The sequence below is a fragment of the Streptomyces sp. NPDC029041 genome, from assembly GCF_040637515.1.
In the GTDB taxonomy this organism is placed as follows: Bacteria; Actinomycetota; Actinomycetes; order Streptomycetales; family Streptomycetaceae; genus Streptomyces.
Genome location: NZ_JBEZWO010000001.1, coordinates 247,514 through 270,987, shown reverse-complemented (window position 1 = coordinate 270,987; position 23,474 = coordinate 247,514). Strand labels below are relative to the sequence as shown.

17 protein-coding genes are annotated in these 23,474 nt (G+C 69.3%); 13 read left to right on the top strand and 4 right to left on the bottom strand.

The genetic code is table 11. The annotated features are described in order from the left end of the window. Positions 1–20 precede the first annotated feature (20 nt). A complete protein-coding gene (locus tag AB0F04_RS01190; protein ID WP_362037298.1) occupies positions 21–1,736 on the top strand; it encodes a ThuA domain-containing protein in 1,716 nt (571 codons plus the stop codon). Positions 1,737–1,836: 100 nt separating this feature from the next. Here AB0F04_RS01190 and AB0F04_RS01185 read toward each other — a convergent pair whose 3' ends face one another. Together AB0F04_RS01185 and AB0F04_RS01180 are read right to left on the bottom strand one after the other, a co-directional pair. Continuing rightward, a complete protein-coding gene (locus AB0F04_RS01185; protein ID WP_362036414.1) occupies positions 1,837–3,330 on the bottom strand; it encodes an arabinofuranosidase catalytic domain-containing protein in 1,494 nt (497 codons plus the stop codon). A 71-nt stretch (positions 3,331–3,401) separates the two neighbouring features. Beyond that, positions 3,402–6,956, bottom strand: coding sequence for a ThuA domain-containing protein (locus AB0F04_RS01180; protein WP_362036412.1), 3,555 nt, complete (start codon positions 6,954–6,956; stop codon positions 3,402–3,404). Positions 6,957–7,489: 533 nt separating this feature from the next. Between AB0F04_RS01180 and AB0F04_RS01175 the strand changes: the two genes are divergently transcribed. The 6 genes from AB0F04_RS01175 to AB0F04_RS01150 all read left to right on the top strand — a co-directional run bounded on the left by AB0F04_RS01175 (position 7,490) and on the right by AB0F04_RS01150 (position 15,468). Next, positions 7,490–9,007 (top strand): sugar ABC transporter ATP-binding protein, encoded by a 1,518-nt coding sequence (locus AB0F04_RS01175; RefSeq protein ID WP_362036410.1) that lies wholly within the window; start codon positions 7,490–7,492, stop codon positions 9,005–9,007. After that, on the top strand, positions 9,004–9,975 hold the full coding sequence (locus AB0F04_RS01170) for an ABC transporter permease (RefSeq protein WP_362036408.1): 972 nt from the start codon (positions 9,004–9,006) through the stop codon (positions 9,973–9,975). Before AB0F04_RS01175 ends, AB0F04_RS01170 begins: the two co-directional genes overlap by 4 nt. Position 9,976: 1 nt before the next feature. Next, positions 9,977–10,963: an ABC transporter permease gene (locus tag AB0F04_RS01165; protein ID WP_362036406.1), complete on the top strand. Its 987-nt coding sequence runs from the start codon at positions 9,977–9,979 to the stop codon at positions 10,961–10,963. Between the two features lie 8 nt (positions 10,964–10,971). Next, a complete protein-coding gene (locus tag AB0F04_RS01160) occupies positions 10,972–12,147 on the top strand; it encodes a substrate-binding domain-containing protein (protein ID WP_362036404.1) in 1,176 nt (391 codons plus the stop codon). 4 nt (positions 12,148–12,151) lie between these two features. Continuing rightward, a complete protein-coding gene (locus tag AB0F04_RS01155; protein ID WP_362036402.1) occupies positions 12,152–13,030 on the top strand; it encodes a sugar phosphate isomerase/epimerase family protein in 879 nt (292 codons plus the stop codon). A 137-nt stretch (positions 13,031–13,167) separates the two neighbouring features. Continuing rightward, a complete protein-coding gene (locus AB0F04_RS01150; RefSeq protein ID WP_362037295.1) occupies positions 13,168–15,468 on the top strand; it encodes an RICIN domain-containing protein in 2,301 nt (766 codons plus the stop codon). Between the two features lie 279 nt (positions 15,469–15,747). Here the strand turns inward: AB0F04_RS01150 and AB0F04_RS01145 are convergent, their stop codons facing one another. Together AB0F04_RS01145 and AB0F04_RS01140 are read right to left on the bottom strand one after the other, a co-directional pair. Next, positions 15,748–16,353, bottom strand: coding sequence for a lytic polysaccharide monooxygenase (locus AB0F04_RS01145; RefSeq protein ID WP_362037293.1), 606 nt, complete (start codon positions 16,351–16,353; stop codon positions 15,748–15,750). A gap of 364 nt (positions 16,354–16,717) precedes the next feature. Beyond that, positions 16,718–17,488, bottom strand: a complete 771-nt coding sequence (locus AB0F04_RS01140) for a FadR/GntR family transcriptional regulator (RefSeq protein ID WP_362036399.1) — start codon at positions 17,486–17,488, stop codon at positions 16,718–16,720. Between the two features lie 159 nt (positions 17,489–17,647). Between AB0F04_RS01140 and AB0F04_RS01135 the strand changes: the two genes are divergently transcribed. Genes AB0F04_RS01135 through AB0F04_RS01110 form a run of 6 tightly spaced genes read left to right on the top strand, consistent with a single transcriptional unit; the run spans position 17,648 to position 23,150 of the window. Further along, positions 17,648–18,919 carry an extracellular solute-binding protein gene (locus AB0F04_RS01135; RefSeq protein WP_362036396.1) on the top strand — a complete coding sequence of 424 codons (1,272 nt, stop codon included), beginning with the start codon at positions 17,648–17,650 and terminating at the stop codon, positions 18,917–18,919. Between the two features lie 4 nt (positions 18,920–18,923). Then, a complete protein-coding gene (locus tag AB0F04_RS01130) occupies positions 18,924–19,904 on the top strand; it encodes a sugar ABC transporter permease (protein ID WP_362036394.1) in 981 nt (326 codons plus the stop codon). Beyond that, positions 19,904–20,734, top strand: coding sequence for a carbohydrate ABC transporter permease (locus AB0F04_RS01125; RefSeq protein ID WP_362036391.1), 831 nt, complete (start codon positions 19,904–19,906; stop codon positions 20,732–20,734). Before AB0F04_RS01130 ends, AB0F04_RS01125 begins: the two co-directional genes overlap by 1 nt. Positions 20,735–20,737: 3 nt before the next feature. Then, positions 20,738–21,940 carry a mandelate racemase/muconate lactonizing enzyme family protein gene (locus AB0F04_RS01120; protein WP_362036388.1) on the top strand — a complete coding sequence of 401 codons (1,203 nt, stop codon included), beginning with the start codon at positions 20,738–20,740 and terminating at the stop codon, positions 21,938–21,940. Beyond that, a complete protein-coding gene (locus AB0F04_RS01115; RefSeq protein WP_362036386.1) occupies positions 21,937–22,200 on the top strand; it encodes an SDR family oxidoreductase in 264 nt (87 codons plus the stop codon). Before AB0F04_RS01120 ends, AB0F04_RS01115 begins: the two co-directional genes overlap by 4 nt. Next, a complete protein-coding gene (locus AB0F04_RS01110; protein WP_362036384.1) occupies positions 22,185–23,150 on the top strand; it encodes a sigma-70 family RNA polymerase sigma factor in 966 nt (321 codons plus the stop codon). The genes AB0F04_RS01115 and AB0F04_RS01110 overlap by 16 nt, the downstream gene beginning before the upstream one ends. The last annotated feature ends 324 nt before the right edge of the window (positions 23,151–23,474 follow it).

Below are 23,474 nucleotides of genomic sequence, written 5' to 3'. Positions count from 1 at the left end.
CCAAGAAGGGAGCGACGGACATGCGCAGACATCCCCGAATCCTGCTCGGCGGGGCGGCGGCCACGACACTCGCCGCCCTGGCCCTCCTCGCACAGCCCACACCCGTCAGTGCCGCGGACACGCCCTATGACGTCCTCGTGTTCTCCAAGACGGCCGGTTTCCGGCACGACTCGATCCCGGCAGGGATCCAGGCCGTCCGCGACCTCGGAGCGGCGAACAGTTTCACCGTGACGGCCACGGAGGACGGCAACCACTTCACCACCGGCAATCTGAGCCGGTACGAGGCGGTGATCTTCCTCAACACCACCGGCGACGTCCTGAACGACGCCCAGCAGGCGGCGTTCCAGTCGTACATCGGATCGGGGGGCGGCTTCGTCGGCGTCCACTCGGCCGCCGACACGGAGTACAACTGGCCGTTCTACGGCGATTTGGTCGGCGCCCTTTTCGCCTCGCACCCCGCCGTCCAGCAGGCCGACGTCAAGGTGGAGGGGCGGGCGCACGCGGCGACCGCCCACCTGCCGCAGACATGGACCCGCACCGACGAGTGGTACAACTTCCGGACCAACCCCCGTGCCACCGCCCGTGTGCTCACCACGCTGGACGAGTCGTCGTACTCCGGCGGCTCGATGGGCGCCGACCACCCGCACACCTGGTGCAAGAGCTACTCGGGCGGCCGGTCCTTCTACACCGGCGGCGGACACAGCCAGGCGTCGTACGCGGAGCCGGCGTTCCGGGCGCACCTGCTCGGCGGCATCCGGTACGCGGCAGGCCGGACCAAGGCCGACTGCCGTCCCGAGACCGGCTATACGAACCTCTACAACGGCTCGACCACCGGCTGGTCGCAGGCCGGCCCGGGCGGCTTCACCAACGAGGACGCCACCCTCACCTCGCACGGCGGCATGGGCATGCTCTGGTACAGCGCCCGGCAGTTCACCCACTACTCGCTGAAGCTGGACTGGAAGATGCCCGGCGACGACAACTCCGGCGTGATCGTCGGCTTCCCGCCGTCGAGCGACCCGCAGTCGGCACTGAACAACGGCTATGAAGTGCAGATCGACGCCACCGACGCGCCTGACCGCACGACCGGCTCGGTCTACGCCGTCAAGGCCCCGGACACGGCCGCCCGGGACGCGGCGCTCAACCCACCGGGCGAGTGGAACGCCTTCGAGTTGCTGGTGGAGGGCGAGCGGCTCCAGGTCTGGCTCAACGGCGTGAAGATCAATGACTTCACCGACACCGACCCCGCCCGCTCGCTCGCCGGCCACGTCGGCATCCAGAATCACGGCACGGGGGACGACGTGTCGTTCCGCAACGTCCGGATCAAGGAGCTGGGCGGCAGCCCGTCACCCACCCCCGGTGCGGGTCCGGTCGTGGGGCTCGCGGGTAAGTGCCTGGATGTCCGCGGCGGCGGCTCGGCGGACGGGACGGCGGTGCAGATCTCGTCGTGCACGGGCGCGGCGGGGCAGCGGTGGACGGTGACGCCGGGGTCGACGGTCAAGGCGCTGGGCAAGTGCCTGGACGTCAGCGGCAGCAGTACGGCGGACGGGACGAAGGTCCAGTTGTGGTCCTGCAACGGGGGCGCCAACCAGAACTGGCAGGCGAACCCGGACGGGTCGCTGCGCAACCCGCGGTCGGGCAAGTGCCTGGACGTGTCGGGCGGCACCTCGGCGGACGGCACCCTCGTGCACCTGTGGACCTGCCACGGCGGAGCCAACCAGAAATGGACCCTGCCGTGAGCTGACGCGGCATGCCGGAAGGGCCACCTGCCATGGTGCGGTGGCCCTTCCGTGTGGTTCCGCGTGTGCCGTTCATCGACGAACCTTGAAGAGCGGCGACTCAGCGGTAGCCGGCGGCGATGATGTTGGCCTGTACCGCGTTCTCGGTCACGTCGGACGGGTATCCGGACACCATCGCGCCCTCGTAGAAGGTGCCGGCGCTGAGGTTCGCGCCGCCGCCGGGCTTGCAGCAGTCACCACCGCTGCCGAGGATGATGGCGCCCTGCTTCTTCATGGGGCTGTAGCCGGGCGGAAGCGCGCCGTCCCAGAGCGTGGTCAGGTTTCCCGTCTGGGCGTTGCCACCCTTGAGCGCGAAACGGCTCGTCCCGTTGTTCTTCAGCATCGCCGTCACGAACTTGCTGGTGAAGGCCCGCTGGTTCGGGTTCCAGGTCTGGCTGCCACCGGAGTAGAGCCCCCATTCGAGGTCGGCCTGGACCCAGGGTCCCCTGCCGGCGCACCCGCCGAACCAGCACTGGGTGCTGAAGTTGATGGCGTCCATCGCCCCGGCCGCGTCGGCCGCCCGGGTCGTCTCACTGTTTCCGTAGTCGAAGCAGCAGCCGCTGTTGACATGGGTGCCGCTGGTCACCATGTACATGCCTTCGGGGGCGCTGCCAGTCGGCACGCCGGTCAGGTGGCCGTCCCGCCAGTAGCTGTTGCCGGGGTTGATGTAGAGCGAGTAGGCCTTGCTGCCGCCGACCGCCAGCGACTCCGACGTCGCGATCGCCGGGCGGCTCTGGGTGGAGCCGGGGACCACACTCGACCCCTGGTACCACAGGTCGTTCCCGCGGCCGGACTGGTCGTAGATGACGGTGATGACACAGGTGGTCCCCGCGCAGAACGAGTCCTGCGTCGTCGCGTCGGCGGTGCCGCCCGCGCTCAGGACGCCGATGTTCCGGGTCGTGCTGTCGGACGAGCGCCGGACCTGGTAGAGGTTGCCGTTGTAGGTGCCGTAGAGCGCTCGTACGGTGCTGTGGGCGGCGATGCAGGGGGTGCCGCCCGAGGCGTAGATGTCGCACGTGCCCGCGCCGCCGGGCACCGGCGGGTCCGGCGGCGGGGTGGGCGAGTTCCACTGCTGGTTGGTGCCGCCGTTGCAGGACCAGAGGATGATCCTGTTGCCGTTGGCGGTGCCCGCGGCGTTGGCGTCGAGGCACAGTCCGGACTGGACGCCGGTGATGGTGCCGTCGGGATTGACGTTCCACTGCTGGTTGTTCTGGCCGTTGCAGTCCCAGATGATGACCGCGGTGCCGTTGGTGGTGCCGCGTCCGCTGGCGTCGAGGCACTTGTTTCCGTGGACGGTCAGTTGTCTGCCGGTGGTGTGGGTCCAGGTCTGGCCCGTGGCGCCGTTGCAGTCATGTAGTTGGGTCTGGGTGCCGTTGGCGGTACTGGAGCCGGGGACGGTCAGGCAGCGGCCGGACTGCACGCCCACGACAGGGGCGCTCTTTCCGGGCTCGATCGGTGCCGCCACCGCGGTGGCGCCGACGGCGACCAGCACCAGGGCGGTGCCCAGCGCGGACAGCCGTCCGTACCGGCGGGGCCGGGGGATCCGAAAAACCATGGCGGTTCCTCACCTGTTCGCAGGGTGGGATGCCCGGCGCGCGACCGCGCCGGGCATCCCGTCCGGTCGATTCATACGGCGGTGAACCGCCACTGCTGGTTGGCGCCGGAGTGGCAGCTCCACTGCTGGAGTCGTGCGCCGTCGGCCGTCGAGCCGCCGTTGACGTCCACGCACAGCCCACTGGGCACGCTCTTCACCGTGTACACGCCCGCCGTGCTGGTCGGTGTGACGAGGAACTTCTGCGCGTTGCCGTTGTCGCAGGCGGACTGTTGCAGGAACGCGCCCTGGGCGGTGGACCCGCCCGTGACGGCGAGGCACTTGCCGCTGTGCACCGCCTTCAGGTGGACGGCGCCGCCACCGGCGTCGACGGCCTGCCACTTCTGGTTGTTGCCGCCGGTGGCCGGCCACTGGACGACCTGGGCGCCGTCAGCGGTCGAGGCCTCGCTGACGTCCATGAACTTGCCGCTGTGCTGCGCCGCGACCGTCCAGGTCCTTCCGGCCACGCCGCCACCGCCGCCGCTGCCCGGTTCGCCGACCCCGTTGCCGCCGAAGGTGAGCGAGTCGAGGTCGAACCAGTTGCTCGAGGTGCCCTTGAACACCAGGTAGAGCGGGTGCGAGCCGGAGAGATCGGCGGTGTTCACCGCCGACGTGGACTGGTAGGTGTTCCAGCCGCCGGTACTCGGCACCGGTGTCGTGGCCAGGAGCGTGCCGGTCGGGGAGTCGGCGCGCAGTTCGATCGATCCGCCGCCGCTCGGCGACGACAGGCGGTACTTGACGCTCGTGATGCCCGACAGGCTCATCGGTTTGAACGCGATCCAGTCGCCGTCGGAGATGTCGCCGACCCGCTTGCCGCTCTCCGCGCCGGCCTGCTCGACGATCCGCACACCCGACTGGTCGGTGTGGAACTCGGCCTGCTTGTGCTTGGGCTGGAGGATCACCTGGGCGTATCCGGTGAGCGGGTTCGCGCCGCCGGGGCCGCCGTCGTCGGTGTAGCGGGCGTTGAGGACGTAGTACAGGTTCGCGCCCTCGGGGTGCCCGCCCAGCAGCGTCGTGTCGATGGTGCCCGAGCACCCCGGATGGTCCGTGGTCTCGTGCTGGTGGTCGTCGTGGCCGAGGGCGGGGTTGACGAACACCTTGGAGCAGTCGACGGGCGCGCCGCCGGGGTCCGAGACGGACACCTTGTACGGGACGCGGTCGCCGAAGTCCAGCATGCCGCCGTCGGACGGAATCGTGATGGTGACCTTCGGCGCGGTGTTGCCCACGGTGATCGGCACGTTGGCGAAGGCCGTCCTGCCGGTGTTGTCGGTGACCTTGAGCTGGGCGGTGTAGTTGCCGTTGGCGGTGTAGGTGTGTGACGGGTTGGCCGCCGTGGACGTGGTGCCGTCGCCGAACGTCCAGTGGAAGCTGAGCGTGCTGCCCGGATCCGGGTCCGTGGACCCCGCGCTGCTGAACTGCACGTTCAGTGGCGCGTCCCCGTTGGTGGGTGTTCCGGTGGCTTTGGCGATCGGCGACCGTCCGCCGTGGTTGTAGTCGATGCGGTAGAGACCCGAGTCGTTGTTGCCACCGGAGAAGCTGTTGCCCCATTCGAGCAGGTACAGCGAGCCGTCGGGTCCGAACTCCATGTCCATCGGCTTGAGGAACTTGGCGGCGGGCATGAAGGGGTTGGTCCGGGTGACGGCGGTCGCCGAGTCGAAGTGGACCTCCTTGACGGTGTGGCGCGACCACTCGTAGAAGAAGTGGACCCCGTCGTAGTAGGGCGGGAACTTCGTCTCCGAGGGGTTCGCGGCGTTGTAGCGGTAGACCGGTCCGCCCATCGGCCCCGAGCCGCCGGAGCCGAGTTCGGGGAAGTTCGGCGAGACGCCGTAGCCATACCACATGTTCGGCGCGGTGATCGGCTTGAGGCCGGTCAGGCCGGTGTTGTTCGGCGAGTTGTTGACCGGCGCGTTGCAGTTGAACTTGGCGCCGACGACGCGGGTGTCCGGGTTGTAGGGCGCGTAGGCCTGGTTGTCACCGTGGCAGAACGGCCAGCCGTAGTTGCCCGGGGCCTTGATGACATTGAGCTCGACGAGCCCTTCGGGGCCGCGGTTGGTCGTGGGCGGGTTCCGGTCCGGGCCGTAGTCGGCGAGGTAGACCCACCCGTTCTCCGGGTCGATCGAGAAGCGGAACGGGTTGCGGAAGCCCATCGCGTAGATCTCCGGCCGGGTCTTCTCCGTGCCTTGCGGGTAGAGGTTGCCGGCCGGGACGGTGTAGCCGCCGCCCGCCGACGGCCGGATGCGCAGGAGCTTGCCCCGCAGGTCGTTGGTGTTGCCGGCGGTGCGGGCGGCGTCGAGGTTGGCCTTGCCCGGCCGCCAGTCCAGCGGGGCGTAGCCCTGCCAGTTGGAGTCGAGGTTCGGCGGGACGTCGTCCCCGGTACCGATGTAGAGGTTCTTGTCGGGGCCGAATTCGATGTACCCGCCCGTGTGCCCGGGCTCGGCGAACGTGCGGTCCCGGGTCGCCGGGATGTCGATGACCGTCACCTGGCTCGACATGTTCAGGGTGTCGCCGGTGAGCGTGAACCGGGAGACCCGGTTGATGTCGTTCGGGACTCCCGCCGGGGAGTGATACAGGTACACGTAGCCGTTGCCGGCGAAGTCGGGGTCGAGCGCCAGTCCGGTGAGGCCGTCCTCGCCGCCGGTGTAGACGCTGAGCGTGCCGGCTGTCACGGTCTTGTTCGTGGTCGGCTTGAAGATCTTCACCTGTCCGGACCGCTGCACGTACAGCACCCGCCCGTCCGGGGCGACCGCGAGGGCCATCGGGTCCGCGGTGTTGTCGTCGAGGGTGCGCTTCTCGAAGTTGCCCCACACGGTGCCGCCGCAGTCACCGGGCTCCTTGCCGGCCGCCCACTTGACGCCCCCGAGGACGTGGTTGCGGAAATGGGTCTCGCTGTACGCCGCGCTGGTGTGCCCCATGCCTGTGGCCCACACGCGGCCGCCGCCGGTGTTGCGGCACCAGGAGATGGGGTGGTCGGGCCCCATGGCGCGGGGGCCGGGGTTGTACGTGCGCTCGTCCGCGGTGACCAGCACATGGACGTCGCCGCGGGGGTTGCGGTCGAAGTTGTACCACTCCTCGCTGCGGTTCCAGCGGTCCGGCAGACCGGCCGTCGACGGGTGCTTCTTGTCCGCGACGACGGCGGTGCCGCCCAGCACGCCGGGGGAGTGCTCCGGCATGTGGGCGCCGCCGTTGATGGTCTGGTCCCACCACGGGTACTCGTTCTCGATTCCCATGTCCGTGGCGTTGTGGATCGCGACGATGCCCTTGCCACTGGCGAGGTAGCCCTCCACCGCCTGACGTTGGGCCGCCGTGGTCCACACCATTCCCGAGGTCTGGAACATGACGAGCACGTCGAAGGTGGCGAGGTTCGCCGGGGTGAAAACGCTCGAGTCCTCGCTGTGGACCAACTCGAAGTTGTTGGCCGCCGCCTGCTCCCGGAACATCGCGAGGCCGGCCGGGATCGAATCGTGCCGGTAGCCGGCCGTCTTCGTGAAGACCAGGGCGCGGAAGTCCGGCGCCGCTGACGCCGGTGGGGCGATGACGAGCGACAGGAGCACGCCCGCGATCGCTCCGAAGACAAAGATGATGCGACGCAATGCCGTCTCCTATTTCGGCGGAGCAACGATGGCATGACCACGGGCACGCGTCGGCCGCACCTGAAGATGCGCCGGAGTGCCCGAACGCGTCGTAGGCACGCGTGTGCCGTCAGCTCGTCGTCCCGTCCGCCGTGACGGGCAGTCAAGTCCCTACGAAAACAAGGGGAGTCACACCAGATGCGACCGTCTCCCGTGGTCTGCCGGCCAGCATGCAGCGGGGTATCGCAACAGTCAATATGAATCGGGGTGCGGCCGAATCCATAACACATTTTGCGCATCAATCGTTGTGGTTCGGTGCGCGACTGTGGTCGGGCCGATTCGATAACACATTTTGCGCAACAGCCGTCGTGGTTTGACGTGCGACTGTGGACGGGGCGATTCGATAACAGATTTCGGCGTATCAATCCCTGATGTCCGCTGGTATTGCCAGGAACTCATCGAGGCATTTACCCTCGGGGCCGCGATGTCGCCATCGCGTCCGGCGAAAGTTCGCAGCTATTCGACCTGACGACGCGAATGCAGAGGTTCCCACGATGTCTGGCCTGCCGTCGCCGCTGCTCGCTCTGCGAGGCATCGGCAAGTCGTTCCTCGGCGTGCGGGTGCTCGACGGCGTCGGACTCCAGGTCCGGCCGGGCGAGGTGCACGCGGTCGTCGGTGAGAACGGCGCCGGCAAGTCCACGCTCATGAAGGTGGTGTCCGGCGTCCACCAGCCCGACGAGGGAACGGTCGAGTTCGCCGGCGCACCGCGGACCTTCCGCAGCCCGCGTGAGGCCCAGCAGGCCGGTATCGGCACCGTCCACCAGGAGCTGACCCTGCTGCCCGAGCGCACCGTCGCGGAGAACGTCTGGCTGGGCCGCGAGCCCCTGCGCCGCGGGCTCGTCGACCGTAAGGCGATGCTCAGCCACACCGCGGGGCTCCTCGCCTCGATCGGGGAGGACTCGTTACCGCCCGACACGCGGGTGGGACGACTCGGCGTGGCGCAACAACAGGTGGTCGAGATCGTCAAGGCGCTCGCCCTCGAAGCGCGGCTGCTCATCATGGACGAGCCCACCGCCGCTCTCGCCGACCACGAAGTCGACCGGCTCTACGCGCTCGTGCGGCAACTGCAGGAGCACGGGATAGGCGTGCTGTACGTCTCGCACCGCCTCAAGGAAGTCTTCGACCTGTCCAGCCGGATCACCGTGCTCAAGGACGGCCGGGCGGTGGCCACCTTGGACACCGCGGACACCAGCGCCGATCAGCTGGTGCGCCACATGGTCGGCCGCGAGCTGTCGAGCTACTACCCCGACCCGGCGAGGCCGCAGGAGCTGGGCCCGGTGCGGCTGACCGTCCGGGGCGGAGGCAACCGGAAGCTGCGCGGCATCGACCTGCGGCTGCGCGCCGGCGAGGTGCTCGGCGTCGGCGGCCTCCAGGGCTCCGGCCGGTCGGCGCTGGCCCGCGCACTGTTCGGCGCCGCACCGTTCAGCACCGGCCGGGTGACCGTCGACGGAGCGCCGGTCCGGCTGCGCTCACCCCGCGCCGCGATGCGGGCCGGTATCGCCTACGTCTCCGAGGACCGCAAGGGCGAGGGGATCGTCGCCGGGCAGTCGGTGCTGGACAACGCGCTGCTGGCCGCACGCGCCGTCCGCGCCGTCCGCCCGGGGTGGGGCGGACGCGGTGCCCGGACCGCGCGGGTCCGGGAACTGCTCGCCGCCGTCGAGCTTCGCGCCGCGGGGGAGGACCAGGAGATCCGTTTCCTGTCCGGGGGCAACCAGCAGAAGGTCGTGCTGGCCAGGTGGCTCACGCTCGCTCCGAGGATCCTGCTCTTCGACGAGCCGACCCGCGGCATCGACGTGGGCGCCAAGTCGGCGATCCACGACCTCGTCCGACGGCTGGCCCGCGACGGCGCCGCCGTGCTGATGGTGTCGTCCGAGCTGCCCGAGCTGCTCGGCATGAGCGACCGGATCGTCGTCATGCGCGACGGCCGGATCGCCGGCGAGCTACCCGCCGGCGCGCGTGAGGAGGATGTCGTCGCCCTGGCGGTCGGCACCGCGCGGGAGGAGGCCGGATGAGCGGCGCGCTGTCCCTGCGGGCCCGGCGGACCCCGCCCGGCGTGTTCGTCGCCCTGGTCCTCACCCTGGCGATCGGCTGGATCGTCGTCACACTCGACGGCGGCCGACTGTTCAGCGTGCCGACGACGGTGAGCCTGCTGCACGTCGCCGCCGGTCTGGGCCTCGTCGCGGTCGGCCAGACGCTGGTCGTCGTCGGGGGTTCGCTGGACCTGTCCGTGGCCTACGTGGTCAGCCTGAGCACCCTCGTCGCCGCAGAGACCATGGCCGGTGACGACGGTGCGCTGCTGCCGGCGATCGGTCTGACGCTCGCCGTCAGCGCCGCGATCGGCCTTGTCAACGGCCTGCTCGTCACCGCAGCGCGGATCAACCCCTTCATCGCGACCGTCGGCGTCGGACTGCTGCTGAAGGGATACCTCGACAACGGATACGACGGCCCGGCCGGCAAGACCGCACCCGCCCTGGTGCAGGGCCTGGGATACCAGCGCATCGGCCCGGTGCCGCTGTCGTTCCTGCTGCTGCTCGCCGTCGCCGCCGCAGCCTGGTTCGTGCTGACGCGCACCCGGTTCGGTCACCATCTGACCGCCGTGGGCGGTGACCCGGAGGTCGCCCGGCTCTCCGGCGTGCGGGGCAGCCGGGTCCTCGTCACCGCCCATGTGCTGTGCGCCCTCTGCGCCGGCCTCGCCGGGGTCTACCTCGCCAGCCGGCTCGGTGCCGGCGCACCGAGGGTGGGCACCGAGGGACTGTACGACCTGGAGTCGATCGCCGCGGTGGTGCTCGGCGGCACCGCCCTGGCCGGCGGGCGCGGCGGCGTGGTCGGCACGGTCGGCGGCGTGCTGCTGCTCGCGAGCATCGACGCCGTCTTCAACCAGCTGGAAGTCGACGTGTTCTTCAAGCAGGTGATCCGTGGCGTGATCATCATCGTGGCGGTCGCCGTCTACGCCCGCCGGGCGATGCGAAAGGCGTCCTAGCATGCGGATCGCGCGCCCACCGCGGCTCCTCAAGGTCCGCTCCGGCGGCCTCACGCCGATCATCGCGATCCTGGCGGTGCTGCTGGTTCTGCTGGCCGCCCGCCAGCCGGACTTCCTCTCGCCGCCGTCGCTGATGTCGTTCCTCGGCCGCTCCGCGCCGGTCGTCCTGCTCGCCGCCGGCCAGTACTTCGTCATCGTCTCCGGCGAGCTGGACCTGTCCGTCGGCTCTCTGGTCACGGCGCAGGTGGTCGTCGCCGCCCGGCTGATCGACGGCGATCCGTCGGTCGGCTGGCCCGTCGTCCTGCTGCTGCTCGCGTTCGGCATCGCCGTCGGCGTCGTCAACGGCCTCGTCACCACGCGGCTGCGGGTGCCGTCGTTCATCACGACCCTCGGGATGTTCCTGATCCTCGTCGGCGCCGTGTACCTGTGGTCCGACGGTGCCCCGAAGGGCGGCCTCTCCGAGGAGTTCCGCCGGCTCGGCCGGTCGGCGTTCGAGGACGTGCCCGTGCTGGGGCGGGTCCCGTACGCCCTGCTCGTCCTGCTGGCGGCGGCCGCTGTGGCGCTGGTGCTGACGCGTTCGGACTTCGGCCGCACCCTGGTCGCCGTCGGCGGCAACCCGCGGACCGCCGAACTGAGCGGGGTGCGCGTGTGGCGCGCCAAGACCCTGGCGTTCGTCCTCAGCGGACTCGCCGCCACGCTCGCGGCGGTCCTCATCGGCGGGTACAGCGGGGTGTCGTTCCAGGCCGGTGCCGGCCTGGAGTTCGGCGCGATCACCGCGGCGGTCCTCGGCGGTGTCGCTCTGGGCGGGGGCCGCGGTTCGGTCGTCGGCGCGATGCTGGGCGCGCTGACCCTCGAGACGCTCTTCACGCTCATGAACTTCTACGGCGTCTCCGGCGCCCTCAAACCGACGGTCCAGGGCGCGATCATCCTGTTCGCCGTGGCGGCGGCGTCCTTCCGTCTCCCGTCCAGACAAAAGGGGATTCAGTGAGGCATTCCATGACGGTGCTGGCCGTGAGCGCCTTACTGGTGCTGGCCGGTTGCGCCACCGACGAGCCCACCTCCACCGGCGCATCGGGTTCACCTTCCGCGGGCACCGGGTCGGGCACCGGGAAGCAGTCGAAGTTCTTCGTACGGGCCGACTACGACAAGCAGCTCGCGCTCCTGGACACCGCGCCCACCGGGCCCGCCGGCAAGCCCTGGGAGCAGGCGCTCGACCCGGTGATGGTGAAGACCGCGAAGTACAAGAAGTCCGGACCGCACAAGATCTGCTTCTCCAACGCCGGGCTGAACAACCCGTGGCGCCAGGTCGGTTTCAAGACCATGCGGGCCGAGGTCGACACGCACCGCGGCCGGATCTCCGAGTTCGTCCACGTCGATGCCGAAGGCAAGGACCAGAAGCAGATCGCCGACATCAACGACCTGCTCGGCAAGGGCTGCCACGCGCTCATCGTCTCGCCGAACACCACCGCGACGCTCACCCCGGCGGTGGAGGCCGCCTGCCGGAAGGGGCTGCCGGTCATCGTCTTCGACCGCGGCGTCGACACGACCTGCCCGGTGACGTTCATCAACCCGATCGGCGGCTACGGATTCGGCCACGTCGCGGCGGAGTTCGTCACCCAGAAGATGAAGCGGGGCGGCAAGGTGCTCGCGCTGCGCATCCTGCCCGGCGTCGACGTGCTGGAGACCCGTTGGTCCGCGGCGAAGGTCGCGTTCGACAAGGCGGGCGTCGACGTCGTCGGCGTCGAGTTCACCGACGGCGACCCGGCCAGGACGAAGAAGATCGTCAACGACTACATCCAGCGGTACGGCACGATCGACGGCGTCTGGATGGACGCCGGGGCGGTCGCGGGCGCGGCGGTCGAGGCGTTCCAGGACGCCGGCAAGCCCGTGCCGCCCATCAACGGCGAGGACCAGCTCGACTTCCTGAAGCTGTGGAAGGACAAGAAGCTCACGGCGATCGCCCCGACCTACCCGACCTACCAGTGGCGCACCCCGGTCATCGCCGCGCTGAGGATCCTCGACGGCGAGCAGGTGCCGAACCCGTGGAAGCTGCCACAGCCGACCATCACCCAGGACAACCTGGACGAGTACGTCGACCCCGCCATGCCGCCGCTGCACTACGCGATGTGCGGCTGCACCGACCTGCCCGGCTACCCGAAGCGCTGGAAGTAGTCAGGTGTACACCATCGGTGTCAACCCGTGGGTCTGGGCCTCGCCGGTCGACGACGAGGCCCTGGCCGAACTGGTGCCGCGCATCGCCGCGTTCGGGTTCGACGCGGTCGAGCTGCCGATCGAGCAACCCGGCGACTGGGACCCGGCCCGCACCCGGGACCTGCTGGCGGCGTACGGTCTGCGCGCGGCCGGCGTCTGTGCGGTCACCTCGCCCGGACGTGACCTCGTGAACGCCCCGCCGGAGGCCGTCGCCTCGACCGTGGCGTACCTGAAAGCGTGTGTGGACAGTGCGACGGCCGTCGGCGCGCCCTGCGTCGGCGGCCCGGTCTACGCCGCGGTGGGGCGGACCTGGCGCATGTCACCGCCTGAGCGCGCGGCCTGCTACGCGGACGTCCGCCGCGCCCTGCGGCCGGTGGCCGACCACGCGGGGGAGCGGGGCGTGAGCATCGGCGTGGAGGCCCTCAACCGCTATGAGACGAGCGTCGTCAACACGGTCGGGCAGGCGGTGGAGCTGATCGACGGCCTGCCTGCGAACGTCGGTCTCATGATCGACACCTATCACATGAACATCGAGGAGGCCGACCCCTACGAGGCGCTCCTCACGGCTGGTCCGCACCTCAAGCACGTCCAGGTCAGTGGCACCGACCGCGGCACCCCCGGCGCCGACCACTTCGACTGGCCACGCTTCCTCGCCGGCCTGGCCACGACCGGCTACGGCGGCGCGGTGTGCATCGAGTCGTTCACCGCGCAGAACGAGGCCATCGCCACCGCGGCCTCGATCTGGCGGCCGCTCGCCCCGTCGCAGGACACCCTCGCCCGTGACGGGTTGTCGTACCTCCGAACGGTCCTGCGCGGACTGGAGAACGCTCCCTTGACCGGGTGATGGGGGAGGGATCGCTTCTGCCGTCATCGCCTTCGGCCCGGGAACCCCCACAAGGAGAAAAGGTGTTCACAACTCTCACCATTCGAAGGCGGCTGCTGGCCGGAGCCGCCACGGTCGGTCTGACCGCGACCGCCGTGATGGCGTTCCCCGCGCCCGCAGCCGCGGCTCCCCGCACCGTGTACGTCTCCCCGTCCGGCACCGGCACCGACTGTTCCAGCGCGCAGCCGTGCTCCCTGACAGCCGCGCAGGCGGCGGTGCGCTCGCTCAACGACTCCATGTCGGACGACATCGTGGTGCAGTTGGCCGACGGCGTGTACCGGCTGGACAAGCCCTTGCGGCTGACGGCGGAGGACTCCGGCTCGGGCGGTCACACGGTCGTGTGGCGGGCCGCCCCGTCGGCGCGTCCGGTGATCACCGGTGCCCGGGCGGTCACCGGCTGGTCGGTGGCCGACGCGGCCAAGAACATCTGGAAGGCCGACGTGCCCGCCGGTCTCGATGCCCGGCAGCTCTACGTCGACGGCGCCGTCGCCACCCGGGCACGCACACAGGTGAACAGAGCCGATTTCACGGCCTCCAGCGCCGGACTGAGGTTCTCGAGCGGTGCGCTGAGCTATCTGAACAACCTGGGCAACCAGAGCCGGGTCGAGGTGGAGAGCGTCAACTCCTTCACCGACCGGTACTCGCCGGTGCAGAGCATCAGTTCGAACTTCATCACGATGCAGCAGCCGGCGTGGAACAACAACAACTTCGGCTACGACACCCTGATGCGGCCCCACCGGGCCGGTCCGTTCTACCTGTCCAACGCGTACGAGTTCCTGGACATGCCCGGCGAGTGGTACCTCAACCCCACGGCCGGAGACTTGTACTACATCCCCCGGCCCGGGCAGAACATGAGCACGGCCAGCGTGGAACTGCCGAGGCTGCAGTCGCTGGTGAGTGTCGGGGGCACGTACAGCGAGCCGGCGCACCACGTCACGTTCAGCGGGATCACCTTCACCGGTACGAGCTGGCTGGGCCCCAGCAGCAACCAGGGTTACGTGGACCAGCAGACCGGCGCGTACCTGTCCGGCAACTGGAACTGGCCGGGTTTCGACTCCTGCCACAACGGCTGCACGCAGTTCGAGGCCGCCCGGCCGCACTGGCAGCAGATGCCGGCCGCCGTGCAGGTCTCCGCCGCCGACACCATCACCTTCAGCGACTCCCGGTTCGTCAACCTGGGCCAGACGGCCATCGGCATCGGCAACGACGCGGGCGCGCACGCCGGCGGCGTCGGCCTGGGCGCCCGCGACATCACGGTGACCCGGTCGGAGATCGCCCGGAGCTCAGCCGGCGGCATCCTCGTGGGCGGCGTGCGCGCCGACGCCCACCACCCCGGTGACCAGCGCATGGTCAACAGGGACATCACGATCAGCAACAACCGCATCCACGACCTCGGGGCGGACTACCGGGGCATCGTCTCCGTCCTGACCACGTACGTCACCAACAGCACCGTCGCTCGGAACGAGGTCTACAACATGCCGTACTCCGGCATGTCGATCGGGTACGGCTGGGGCGCCAACGACGCGGGCGGCAGCAACCACTACGCGGGCCGCGGCCTGTACAACTACCAGCCGCGCTACACGACGCCGACCACCGCGTCCAACAACCGGCTCATCGGCAACTACATCCACGATGTCATGCAGCAGATGAACGACGGTGGCTGCATCTACACCCTCGGATGGAACCCGGGCGCGCAGATCAGCCGGAACCACTGCCTGCGGACCAACGGATACTTCGGGGTGTACTTCGACGAGGGCTCGAAGTACTACACGGCCACCAACAACGTCTTCTCGAACACCGGTACGTGGGCGACGGCCAACTACTGGGGTGGCGAGAACATGGGGAACTGGACCGTCACCAACAACTGGTCGACCAACGGCAGCACGAACATCACCCACGGGGACCGCGGCAACGTGGTCTCCGGCAATGTCACGGTCACCAATGGCAACTGGCCGTCCGGCGCCCAGGACGTGATGGCGTCCGCCGGACCGCAGGACACCACCCCGCCGCCCACGGGGCAGCAGATCGTGGGCGCGCAGTCCGGCCGCTGCCTGACCGTCCCCGGCTCCAGTACCGCCAACGGAACCCAGACCCAACTCCAGGACTGCACCGGAACAGCCGGCCAGACCTGGACCCACACCACCGGCAGACAACTGACCGTTCACGGAAACAAGTGCCTCGACGCCAGCGGACGCGGCACCACCAACGGCACCGCGGTCATCATCTGGGACTGCAACGGCCAGAACAACCAGCAGTGGAACGTCAACCCCGACGGCACCATCACCGGCGTCCATTCCGGCTTGTGCCTCGACGCCAACGCCGGCGGTACCGCCAACGGCACCAGGACCATCCTCTGGTCCTGCAACGGCGGCACCAACCAGCAGTGGGCACTGCGATAGCGGGATCAACGCCTGTTCGCTCTCTCTGCAGGCGACGGACTACCTCTTCCCCCGCAACGCCCTACCCATCAACCGCCACCAGGAGATGACCACCTGCGCGGTCCTGGCGGATCTAAGGCAGTTGAGCCCGGACATCCAAGTTCCGACAGAGTCAAGTGAGGAACGCAGGAAGCCCCGTCGGGGCAGGGTGACCAAATGGGGCCCCTGCCCCGACGGGGCTCGGTCGGGCGGGTTACCGGCGCCCGGCAGAGGCCGGTGCCGTGTGCGGTGCTTTGCGGCTCAGCCGAAGTTCACGTCGCTGCACCACATGTAGGCCTGGTCGAGGTGCGAGGCCTGCCAGATCACGAACACGATGTGGTGTCCCGTGTAGCCGGAGGTCTGGACGGGGAACGTGATGTCCTTCGCCGGGGCGAAGCGGCCGGTCTGCGTGATGAAGTCGAGGTTGCTCCAGCCCAGGGTCTGGGTCTTGGGGTTGAAGCCCTGCTTGCTCACATAGACCTTGAAGTAGTCGGCACCGTGGGACGCCTGGTCGTACAGGTGGACCGAGAAGTTGTTGCCGACGGTGGTGGTCTTCCACGGTCCGGGCTTGTCCAGACTGGCGTTCCTCGAGAGGTTGTTGCTGCAGAGTGTCCCGTCGGGGGTCCGCGCCTGGAACTGGCCTCCGAGGCCGTCGCGGAGCGCGCTCATCCAGTTCCACATGGTGTCGGAGTTGGCCTGGAAGGCCTGCCAACACATGGGGTCTTGGGTCTGCATGGCCGGGTTCGTGTGGTTGCTGCCCCACGTCTTCCAGCACTGGTACGCGCGGGTGGCGGGGCCGACGACGGTGCCGTGAGCCTGGGCGGGGGTCGACCAGGCGAGGGCGCCGACGGTCACGGCGAACAGCATGACGAGCGCCTGGAGAGGCCGGCGTAGGGACGTCCGCGAGCGCCCGGTTAACGGACTCTGGTTGCGCATGTGGGGGGACTCCTTCCAGTTGCAGGGCTGTTATGGGAGCGCTCCCAAGGTCAGGTCTTTTGAGTGAGATGTCAATGAAGCAGACGGAGTTGATTACACGGGTGGGTGGCGACCAGGGAATCTGCCGTGGGCCGGGAGTCAGAAATGTTCGCGGGACCGGAGAACGAGGATGCGGCCTGGACCGGTGTGCTCGCGCGGTGGGCGGTGTGCGGCGGGGGCCACCCTCTCGTGGCGCGCCCCGACACCCGGGGATCAAACACTCGTTCCGGGATGAAACATCGGGAGAAAGCGACCTCTAACGCCGCAGCCGGGTCGGCTCGCCCGGCCCCCTGCGGCGCACCACCCACGCCTCGGTGATGTGGGTGAACATCGCCTCGGCCGCACCCTTGGGGTCGTGCGCGGCGATCCGCTCGTAGATGCGCCGATGGCCGTGGTTGGACGCGACGCAGAAGGCGCGGCCGGTTCGGCCCATGTAACGGGCCGAGTCGATGGCCTGGCGCTCCAGCGAACGGACCACGGCACGGCCGATGCGGTTCCCCGACGCCTGCATGACGGTGTCGTGGAACGCCCGGTCCTCCTCGTGGTACGAGGCGGGGTCGTCGACGAGCTCGTCCATCCGCTCCACCAGAGTGCGCAGTTGGTCGATCACCTCGGCGGTCGCCAGGCGGGCGGCGACGTTGGCCATATCGGACTCCAGCGCGCGGCGGGTCGCGACGAGGTGATCGAGAATGGCCAGGCTCTCGTCCTCGGCGATGGTCGCGCCGAGGACCAGCTCGTCCAGCATGTTCCACTTCGCCGGCGGGGTGACCATCGTGCCGGCGCCCTGACGGACCTGCACCAGCCCTTTTTCCTGAAGTATCTTCACCGCCTCGCGGACCACGGTGCGGCTGACCGAGAAGGTCTCGCAGAGCACGGGCTCGGGGGGCAGCGGCGAGCCGGACGGATGGACTCCGCGGACGATCCGCTCCACCAGCTCAGCCGTGACCGCGACGGCCAGGTTCGCGGGGCGCCGGCTCCAGGCGGGAGCTCCGGAGGCCTCTGCGGATGACTGCGGTACTGCCGTCATGACACCCCCCGGGGACCCGTGCCCTACCACGGATGCTCGCCAACTATACGGCATCCGGTTGACGTCATACGTCATACGAGTTACATACGTCATACGAGTTGCGTTCTTCCTCAACCTCAATCGCCGGACAGCCGGCCACCTGTGGAGAGTGGGGCAGCAATGAAGCAGCGATTACCGTGGTCGGCGATCCTGGTTGCCGGGCTCGTCGTCTCAGCCGGCTGCGGAAGCGCCTCCGACCCGCATGCGGCGCCCGGCGGTTCGCAGGGCAAGCTCGTCGTCTGGGACTGGAAGTCCGGCGACGCCACAGCGTCCTCGTACGTCAAGAAGGCCAAGGCCGACTTCGCCGAGCGGCATCCCGGCGTGACGGTCGAGTTCGTCGCTCAGCCCTTCGAGCAGTACTACACCCTGCTCGGGGCCGCCCTCCAGGCCGGCAAGGGGCCGGACGTCATGCTCTTCAACGGCGGCGGGCAGATCCGTGACCGCGCCAACTCCCTTCTGCCGTTGGACGAGTACGTCCGTGACGACAAGAAGCGGCTGGCCGGGTGGGAGGCCTTCACCAAGGACGGCAAGACCTACGCCGCTCCGGTGACCTTGCAAGGTCACCCGATCTACTACAACAAGTCGCTCTACCGGAAAGCGGGGCTGGACCCGGAGCAGCCGGCCACCGGCTGGGACGAGTTCGTCGCCGACTGCCGGACCATCACCGAGGCGACCGGTGCCAGGTGCCTCGCACAGGGCAACAAGGAAGGCATCGGTATCCAGTTCTTCCTCTCCGGGCTCGGCTCGGGCGTCCTGTCGCCCACGCAGTACGACGACTGGATCGCCGGCAGACGAGACTGGTCCTCACCGGCGGTCAAGCGGATCTTCTCGCTCTGGAAGGAGGCCGACGACAAAGGCCTGAACAACGACGGGGCGAACTCGACGGCGATGTTCAACGACGCGTTCGCGGTGTTCCAGTCCGACAAGGCAGCCCACGTCATCGGGTTGATGTCGGACGTCGGGCACTGGAAGGACTTCGCCGAATTCCTCGACGCCGACGATGTCGGCGTCATGAAGGCGCCGGTCGTCACGGCCGGTGCCACGCCGAGCCTTCCCTACGACGGCGGCATCGGCTACGCCGTCGCCAAGTGGACCAAGGACCCCGAGGCCGCGGCCGACCTGGTGCGCTCCCTTACTTCGACCGACGCATTGAAGTCGTTCACCACCGACGCCGGCGCCATCGCGGCCGACCGCACCGTGGACGTCTCGGGCGCCGGCCCGGCCGTCGCCACGATCGTGTCCGGGATCGACCGTGGCAAGCCCGCCCTGCACGTGGCGCTGTCGTCCAGGACCGTGGACCTGATGGGGCGGCTGTCCCAGCAACTGCTGAGCGGATCGGTCACGGTCGACTCGGCGGTCAAGCAACTGGCGGCGTCCGAGCAAGTGAGCTGAGGCCATGTCACCCGTTGGTTCGTCGGGCCGCGCTGCTCAAGCAGGCCGGCCCGACGGGGCGCGAGCAGGTGAGGCGGTAGACGGCCGCGGCCCTGCGTCGAAGTCCCCGCGCGCCCGGAACGGCCGGCGCGCCGACCGCCTCGCCCCCTACATCCTGGTCGCTCCCGCCGTCCTGATCATCGTGGTGCTCCGGCTCTGGCCCCTGGGACTGGGGGTCAACTTCTCCTTCACCGGTGACGGCGAACACAACGGCGCCACGGTCGGGTTCGACAACTACGCGGAGCTCCTCGACGATCCGCTCTTCCGCACCGCCCTGCGCAACGTCGGCTGGCTGGTGCTCCTGCTGCCGGTCGCGGTGGCGATCCCGGGACTGCTCGCCACCTTCATCCATCTGCGGGTGCCAGGACACCGGGTCTTCCGGAGCGTCTACTTCTTCCCGGCTGTGCTCTCACCGGTGATCGTCGGCGCGATCTTCAACCTGCTCCTGGCCTTCGACGGTCCGCTGAACGCCGTGCTCGGCGGCTCGGGGCTCGGTCCGGTGGACTGGCTCGGCGATCCCGGCGTAGCCATGTTCACCGTCGTCGGCGTGCACATCTGGGCGACGTCGGGGATGGCGCTGGTGGTGTTCCTGGCCGGGTTCTCGACCCTGGACCCCGCGCTCCTGGACGCCGCACGGGTCGACGGCGCCTCGCTCGCGCGGATGATCTGGCACGTCATCATCCCGGGGCTGTCCCGCACCATCCAGTTCGTCGTCGTCACCACGATGATCGGGATGCTGACCTCGATGTTCGGGCTGCTCTACGTCATGACCAGTGGTGGCCCGGAAGGGTCGACCTACCTGCCGGAGTACTACATCTGGGTCCAGCAGGGGCAGATGAGCCGCCCGGCGCTCGCGTCGGCCGCGTCCACCCTCCTCTTCCTCGTCATGCTGGTCGTGGGCCTGCTGCAGGTCGGCCTGCTGCGCCGGGCGGGGAGGGAGGACTGATGCCCCGCCCCCTGGGACCGAGCAGATGGCCGGTCGCCGTGCCGATGGCGCTCCTCGCCGTGGCGACGGTCTACCCGCTGCTGTTCACCGCCAACGTCGCGATGAAGACCCGCCGGGAGTACGTCCTCGACCGGTTCTCCCTGACCGGCACCGTGAGGTGGGACAACCTCGGCACCGCGTGGAACAGCGACGGCATGGGGCGGTACTTCCTCAACTCCGTGATCGTGGTGGCCTGCGCCGTGGCGCTGCTGCTGCTCATCGGGTCCATGGCCGGGTTCGCGCTGGCCCAGGTGCGGTTCCGTGGCTCGTCCGCGCTGGCCCTGGTCTGCCTCGTGGCACTGTTCATCCCGTTCCAGGTGATCATGGTGCCGCTGGCCAGGATCATGGCCGACGGCGGTCTCCTCGACACCTATCCGGGGCTGGTCCTCGCCTACGTCGCGCAGTTCCTGCCGTTCACCGTCTTCCTGATGACGAGCTACTACCGAGCGGTGCCCACCGAGCTCGTCGACGCCGCACGGATCGACGGCAACACCCTGTACGGCGTCTACCGGCGCGTCATGCTGCCGATGGGTGCTCCGGCACTGCTGTCGGTGGGCATCCTCGACGCGCTGTTCTGCTGGAACGACGTGCTCATCTCGCTGCTGATGATGCCGTCGGCCGACCACCGCACCCTGATGGTGGGCATCACCGCACTGCGCGGCCAGTACTCCGCCGACATCCCCACCTTCGCGGCCGGCGTCCTGATCGCCGGGCTCCCCGTGTTGGTGACCTACCTGTTCCTGCAGCGCCAGATCGCCGACGGCGTGACGGCCGGCGCGACGAAGGGATGACGCATGCGCATCACCGGGTACAGAACCCTGACGACGGCGCAGCGATGGGGCCGGCCTGTCGGTGACGCCAACGGCGTCTACGCCGACGGCGTCATGCCCGTACCGGTCGTCGTCGTCCAGACCGATGAGGGGATCACCGGAGTCGGCCTGGGACCGCACGTGGAAGCCGAGGCGATCTTCGCCGCCCTCTACGGCCAGGACCCGCGCGCGGTGACGGCCCTCTACGACCGCATGCTGCGGCACACCTTCAAAGCCGGGCACGCCGGCGTGGTGTTCGGCACGATCGGCGCGTTCGACACGGCGTTGTGGGACATCAAGGCACAGGCCGTGGGTGAGCCGCTGTGGCGGTTCCTCGGCGGCAGCGACCGCACGGTCCACGCCTACGCCTCCGGCCTGGACATCGGCCTCACCGACGACGAGCTCGTCGCCGCCTACCGGGTCTATGCCGAACGCGGTCTGAGGGCGGCGAAGCTCAAGGGCGGCCTGGACATCGAACGTGACCGGCACCGGCTGTCGCTCGTACGCGAGGTGCTGACCGAGGCCGCGCACGGGACCCGGCCAGGGCTCATGCTGGATGTGAACGAGTCCTGGAGCCGCAAGCAGGCGGTACGCCACGTCGCTGAACTGGAACGCACACTTGACCTGACCTGGATCGAGGAGCCGGTCCGGCGCTGGGACGCCGACGGCCTGGCCGCCGTCAGCCATGCCGTACGGACGGCGGTCGCCACCGGGGAGAACCTCACCGGCCTCGAACAGTTCCGCCCGCTGATCGCGGCGGGAGGCGTCGACGTCGTCCAGACGGCCGCGGTCTGGGGAGTCACCCACTTCCTGCGTGTCGCCGCGCTGGCGCACGCCTACGACCTGCCGGTCAGCCCGATCGGCAACACGCCTGTCGCGCTGCTGCACGCCGCGACGTCGGTGCCCAACCACCTCGCCAGCGAACTGCAGGGCCTGCAGCCGCCGGTCGGCGTCGCGATGGACCTGCACGTCGAGGACGGCGCCTTCGTGCTCGGCGACACGCCGGGCCTGGGCATCCGGATCGACGAAACGGTGATGACCGCGGCATCTCAGGGCACGGCACACGCAGCCGACGGACCGCACATACGGCCGGAGCAGGCCGGCCGGCGGCTGCTCGCGGTCACCCCTGGACCATGCCGATCCACCGCGGAAGGGGCGTCAGACACCATGGAGAAGGAGGATCGATGAAGGCGGTTGTCCACCGCGGGGCCCGCACCCCCGGGACCGAGATCGAGAGCCGGGTCGCCGAGGCGCAGGCCCCGGCGAAGGAGTGGGGCGGGCGCGGCATCGACGTCACCGTCATCGCACCGGGCTGCATCGCCACCGACAACACCGAGGCGTTACGCGCGGACCCCCGGCGCATCCGGGCGATCCTCGCCCGGGTCCCGGCCGGCCGCCGGAGACGCCCGGACGATCTCGCCGGGGTCGCGGGATGGCTGGGGCGATGATGGGCGGCCCCTTGTTATCGACCGGCCGCGCGCGAGTCGATCGTGAGCGCGACGGCGACGGGGGCGACGTGCGCGGCGCCTGGGGCGGTGTTGCCCGAGACCACGTGTACGGGCTCGTGAAGCCGGCCGGCCGAGCCGACGAGCCGAACCTGGTCGTCGCCGCACAGGCCGGCGATCCACAAGCGCTCGACGACCTGGCCGCGACGTACCTGCCGCTGGTGTACGCGATCGTGCGCAGGGCACTGGGTGAGCTTGCGGACGTCGACGACGTGGTGCAGGAGACGATGCTGCGGGTGCTTCCCGAGCTGCGCACGTTGCGCGCCCCGGAGTGCTTCCGGCCCTGGCTGGCCACGATCGCGACACGACAGATCAGCACCCATCTGCACCGGCGGCAGGCGGACGCCGAACGGACGGCGCCCCTGGAGGAGATGACCGACCCGCCGGACGCCGACGCCGAGAACCTGGCCCTGATCCACGTCGAGCTGTCCGGTCATCGCCGAAAGACCGTACGCGCCAGTCGTTGGCTCGACCCGGACGCCCGGGCGCTGCTGTCGCTGTGGTCGCTGGAGACCGCGGGCCGGCTGACGAGGGCGGAGCTCGCGGCGGCGCTGGGAACAAGCGCGGCTCACGCGGGTGTGCGCGTCCAGCGGATGCGCAACCAGCTGGAGCTGAGCCGGTCACTCGTCGCCGCGCTGGAAGCCAGCCCCCGGTGCCCACAGCTGACCGCGGCGCTGGCGGGCTGGGACGGCGTACCGAGCACGCTGTGGCGTAAGCGCATCGTCCGGCACACCCGATCCTGTGCGGACTGCGGCCGGGCCGCCGACGAACTGGTACCCCTTGAGCGGCTGATCGTGGCCTTGGCGCTGCTCCCGGCCCGCCGAAGCGGTCGGCCCCGGTGTTTCGGCACTACGGCGCATGAGAATGCGACTGCTCAAGCCGGTCGCCGATAACGAAAACCCCCGCGATTCACACACGTCCGTCACCACAATCAGCCGTCGGAAAAGGTTATGAGGGGTGGCCGTCAATAGTCCCGCTTCTCCGGTTGGTTGCACGACGGCTCAAGCCCGCAAATGGCGTCCATTCCCTCTTGAATGGACCATGTCAATCTGGCAATCTTTTAGTCGTCGATCCGTGACGTTCCCCATTCATGACGTGTGACGGGGGAGTCAAAAGCGATCCACGGATTGCCGGCGCCAACACAGTGATGCGGCTCCGACTGCGAAAAGGTGCCGACGACGGAGCGAGCCTTTCCAGGCGCCACGGCAGCGGCATGA

Coding starts and splice junctions, on each gene's coding strand:
- AB0F04_RS01190 (WP_362037298.1), top strand. CDS start 21: ATGCGCAGACATCCCCGAATCCTGCTCGGCGGGGCGGCGGCCACGACA.
- AB0F04_RS01185 (WP_362036414.1), bottom strand. CDS start 3,330: ATGGTTTTTCGGATCCCCCGGCCCCGCCGGTACGGACGGCTGTCCGCG.
- AB0F04_RS01175 (WP_362036410.1), top strand. CDS start 7,490: ATGTCTGGCCTGCCGTCGCCGCTGCTCGCTCTGCGAGGCATCGGCAAG.
- AB0F04_RS01170 (WP_362036408.1), top strand. CDS start 9,004: ATGAGCGGCGCGCTGTCCCTGCGGGCCCGGCGGACCCCGCCCGGCGTG.
- AB0F04_RS01165 (WP_362036406.1), top strand. CDS start 9,977: ATGCGGATCGCGCGCCCACCGCGGCTCCTCAAGGTCCGCTCCGGCGGC.
- AB0F04_RS01160 (WP_362036404.1), top strand. CDS start 10,972: ATGACGGTGCTGGCCGTGAGCGCCTTACTGGTGCTGGCCGGTTGCGCC.
- AB0F04_RS01150 (WP_362037295.1), top strand. CDS start 13,168: ATGGCGTTCCCCGCGCCCGCAGCCGCGGCTCCCCGCACCGTGTACGTC.
- AB0F04_RS01145 (WP_362037293.1), bottom strand. CDS start 16,353: ATGCTGTTCGCCGTGACCGTCGGCGCCCTCGCCTGGTCGACCCCCGCC.
- AB0F04_RS01140 (WP_362036399.1), bottom strand. CDS start 17,488: ATGACGGCAGTACCGCAGTCATCCGCAGAGGCCTCCGGAGCTCCCGCC.
- AB0F04_RS01135 (WP_362036396.1), top strand. CDS start 17,648: ATGAAGCAGCGATTACCGTGGTCGGCGATCCTGGTTGCCGGGCTCGTC.
- AB0F04_RS01130 (WP_362036394.1), top strand. CDS start 18,924: ATGTCACCCGTTGGTTCGTCGGGCCGCGCTGCTCAAGCAGGCCGGCCC.
- AB0F04_RS01125 (WP_362036391.1), top strand. CDS start 19,904: ATGCCCCGCCCCCTGGGACCGAGCAGATGGCCGGTCGCCGTGCCGATG.
- AB0F04_RS01120 (WP_362036388.1), top strand. CDS start 20,738: ATGCGCATCACCGGGTACAGAACCCTGACGACGGCGCAGCGATGGGGC.
- AB0F04_RS01115 (WP_362036386.1), top strand. CDS start 21,937: ATGAAGGCGGTTGTCCACCGCGGGGCCCGCACCCCCGGGACCGAGATC.
- AB0F04_RS01110 (WP_362036384.1), top strand. CDS start 22,185: ATGGCTGGGGCGATGATGGGCGGCCCCTTGTTATCGACCGGCCGCGCG.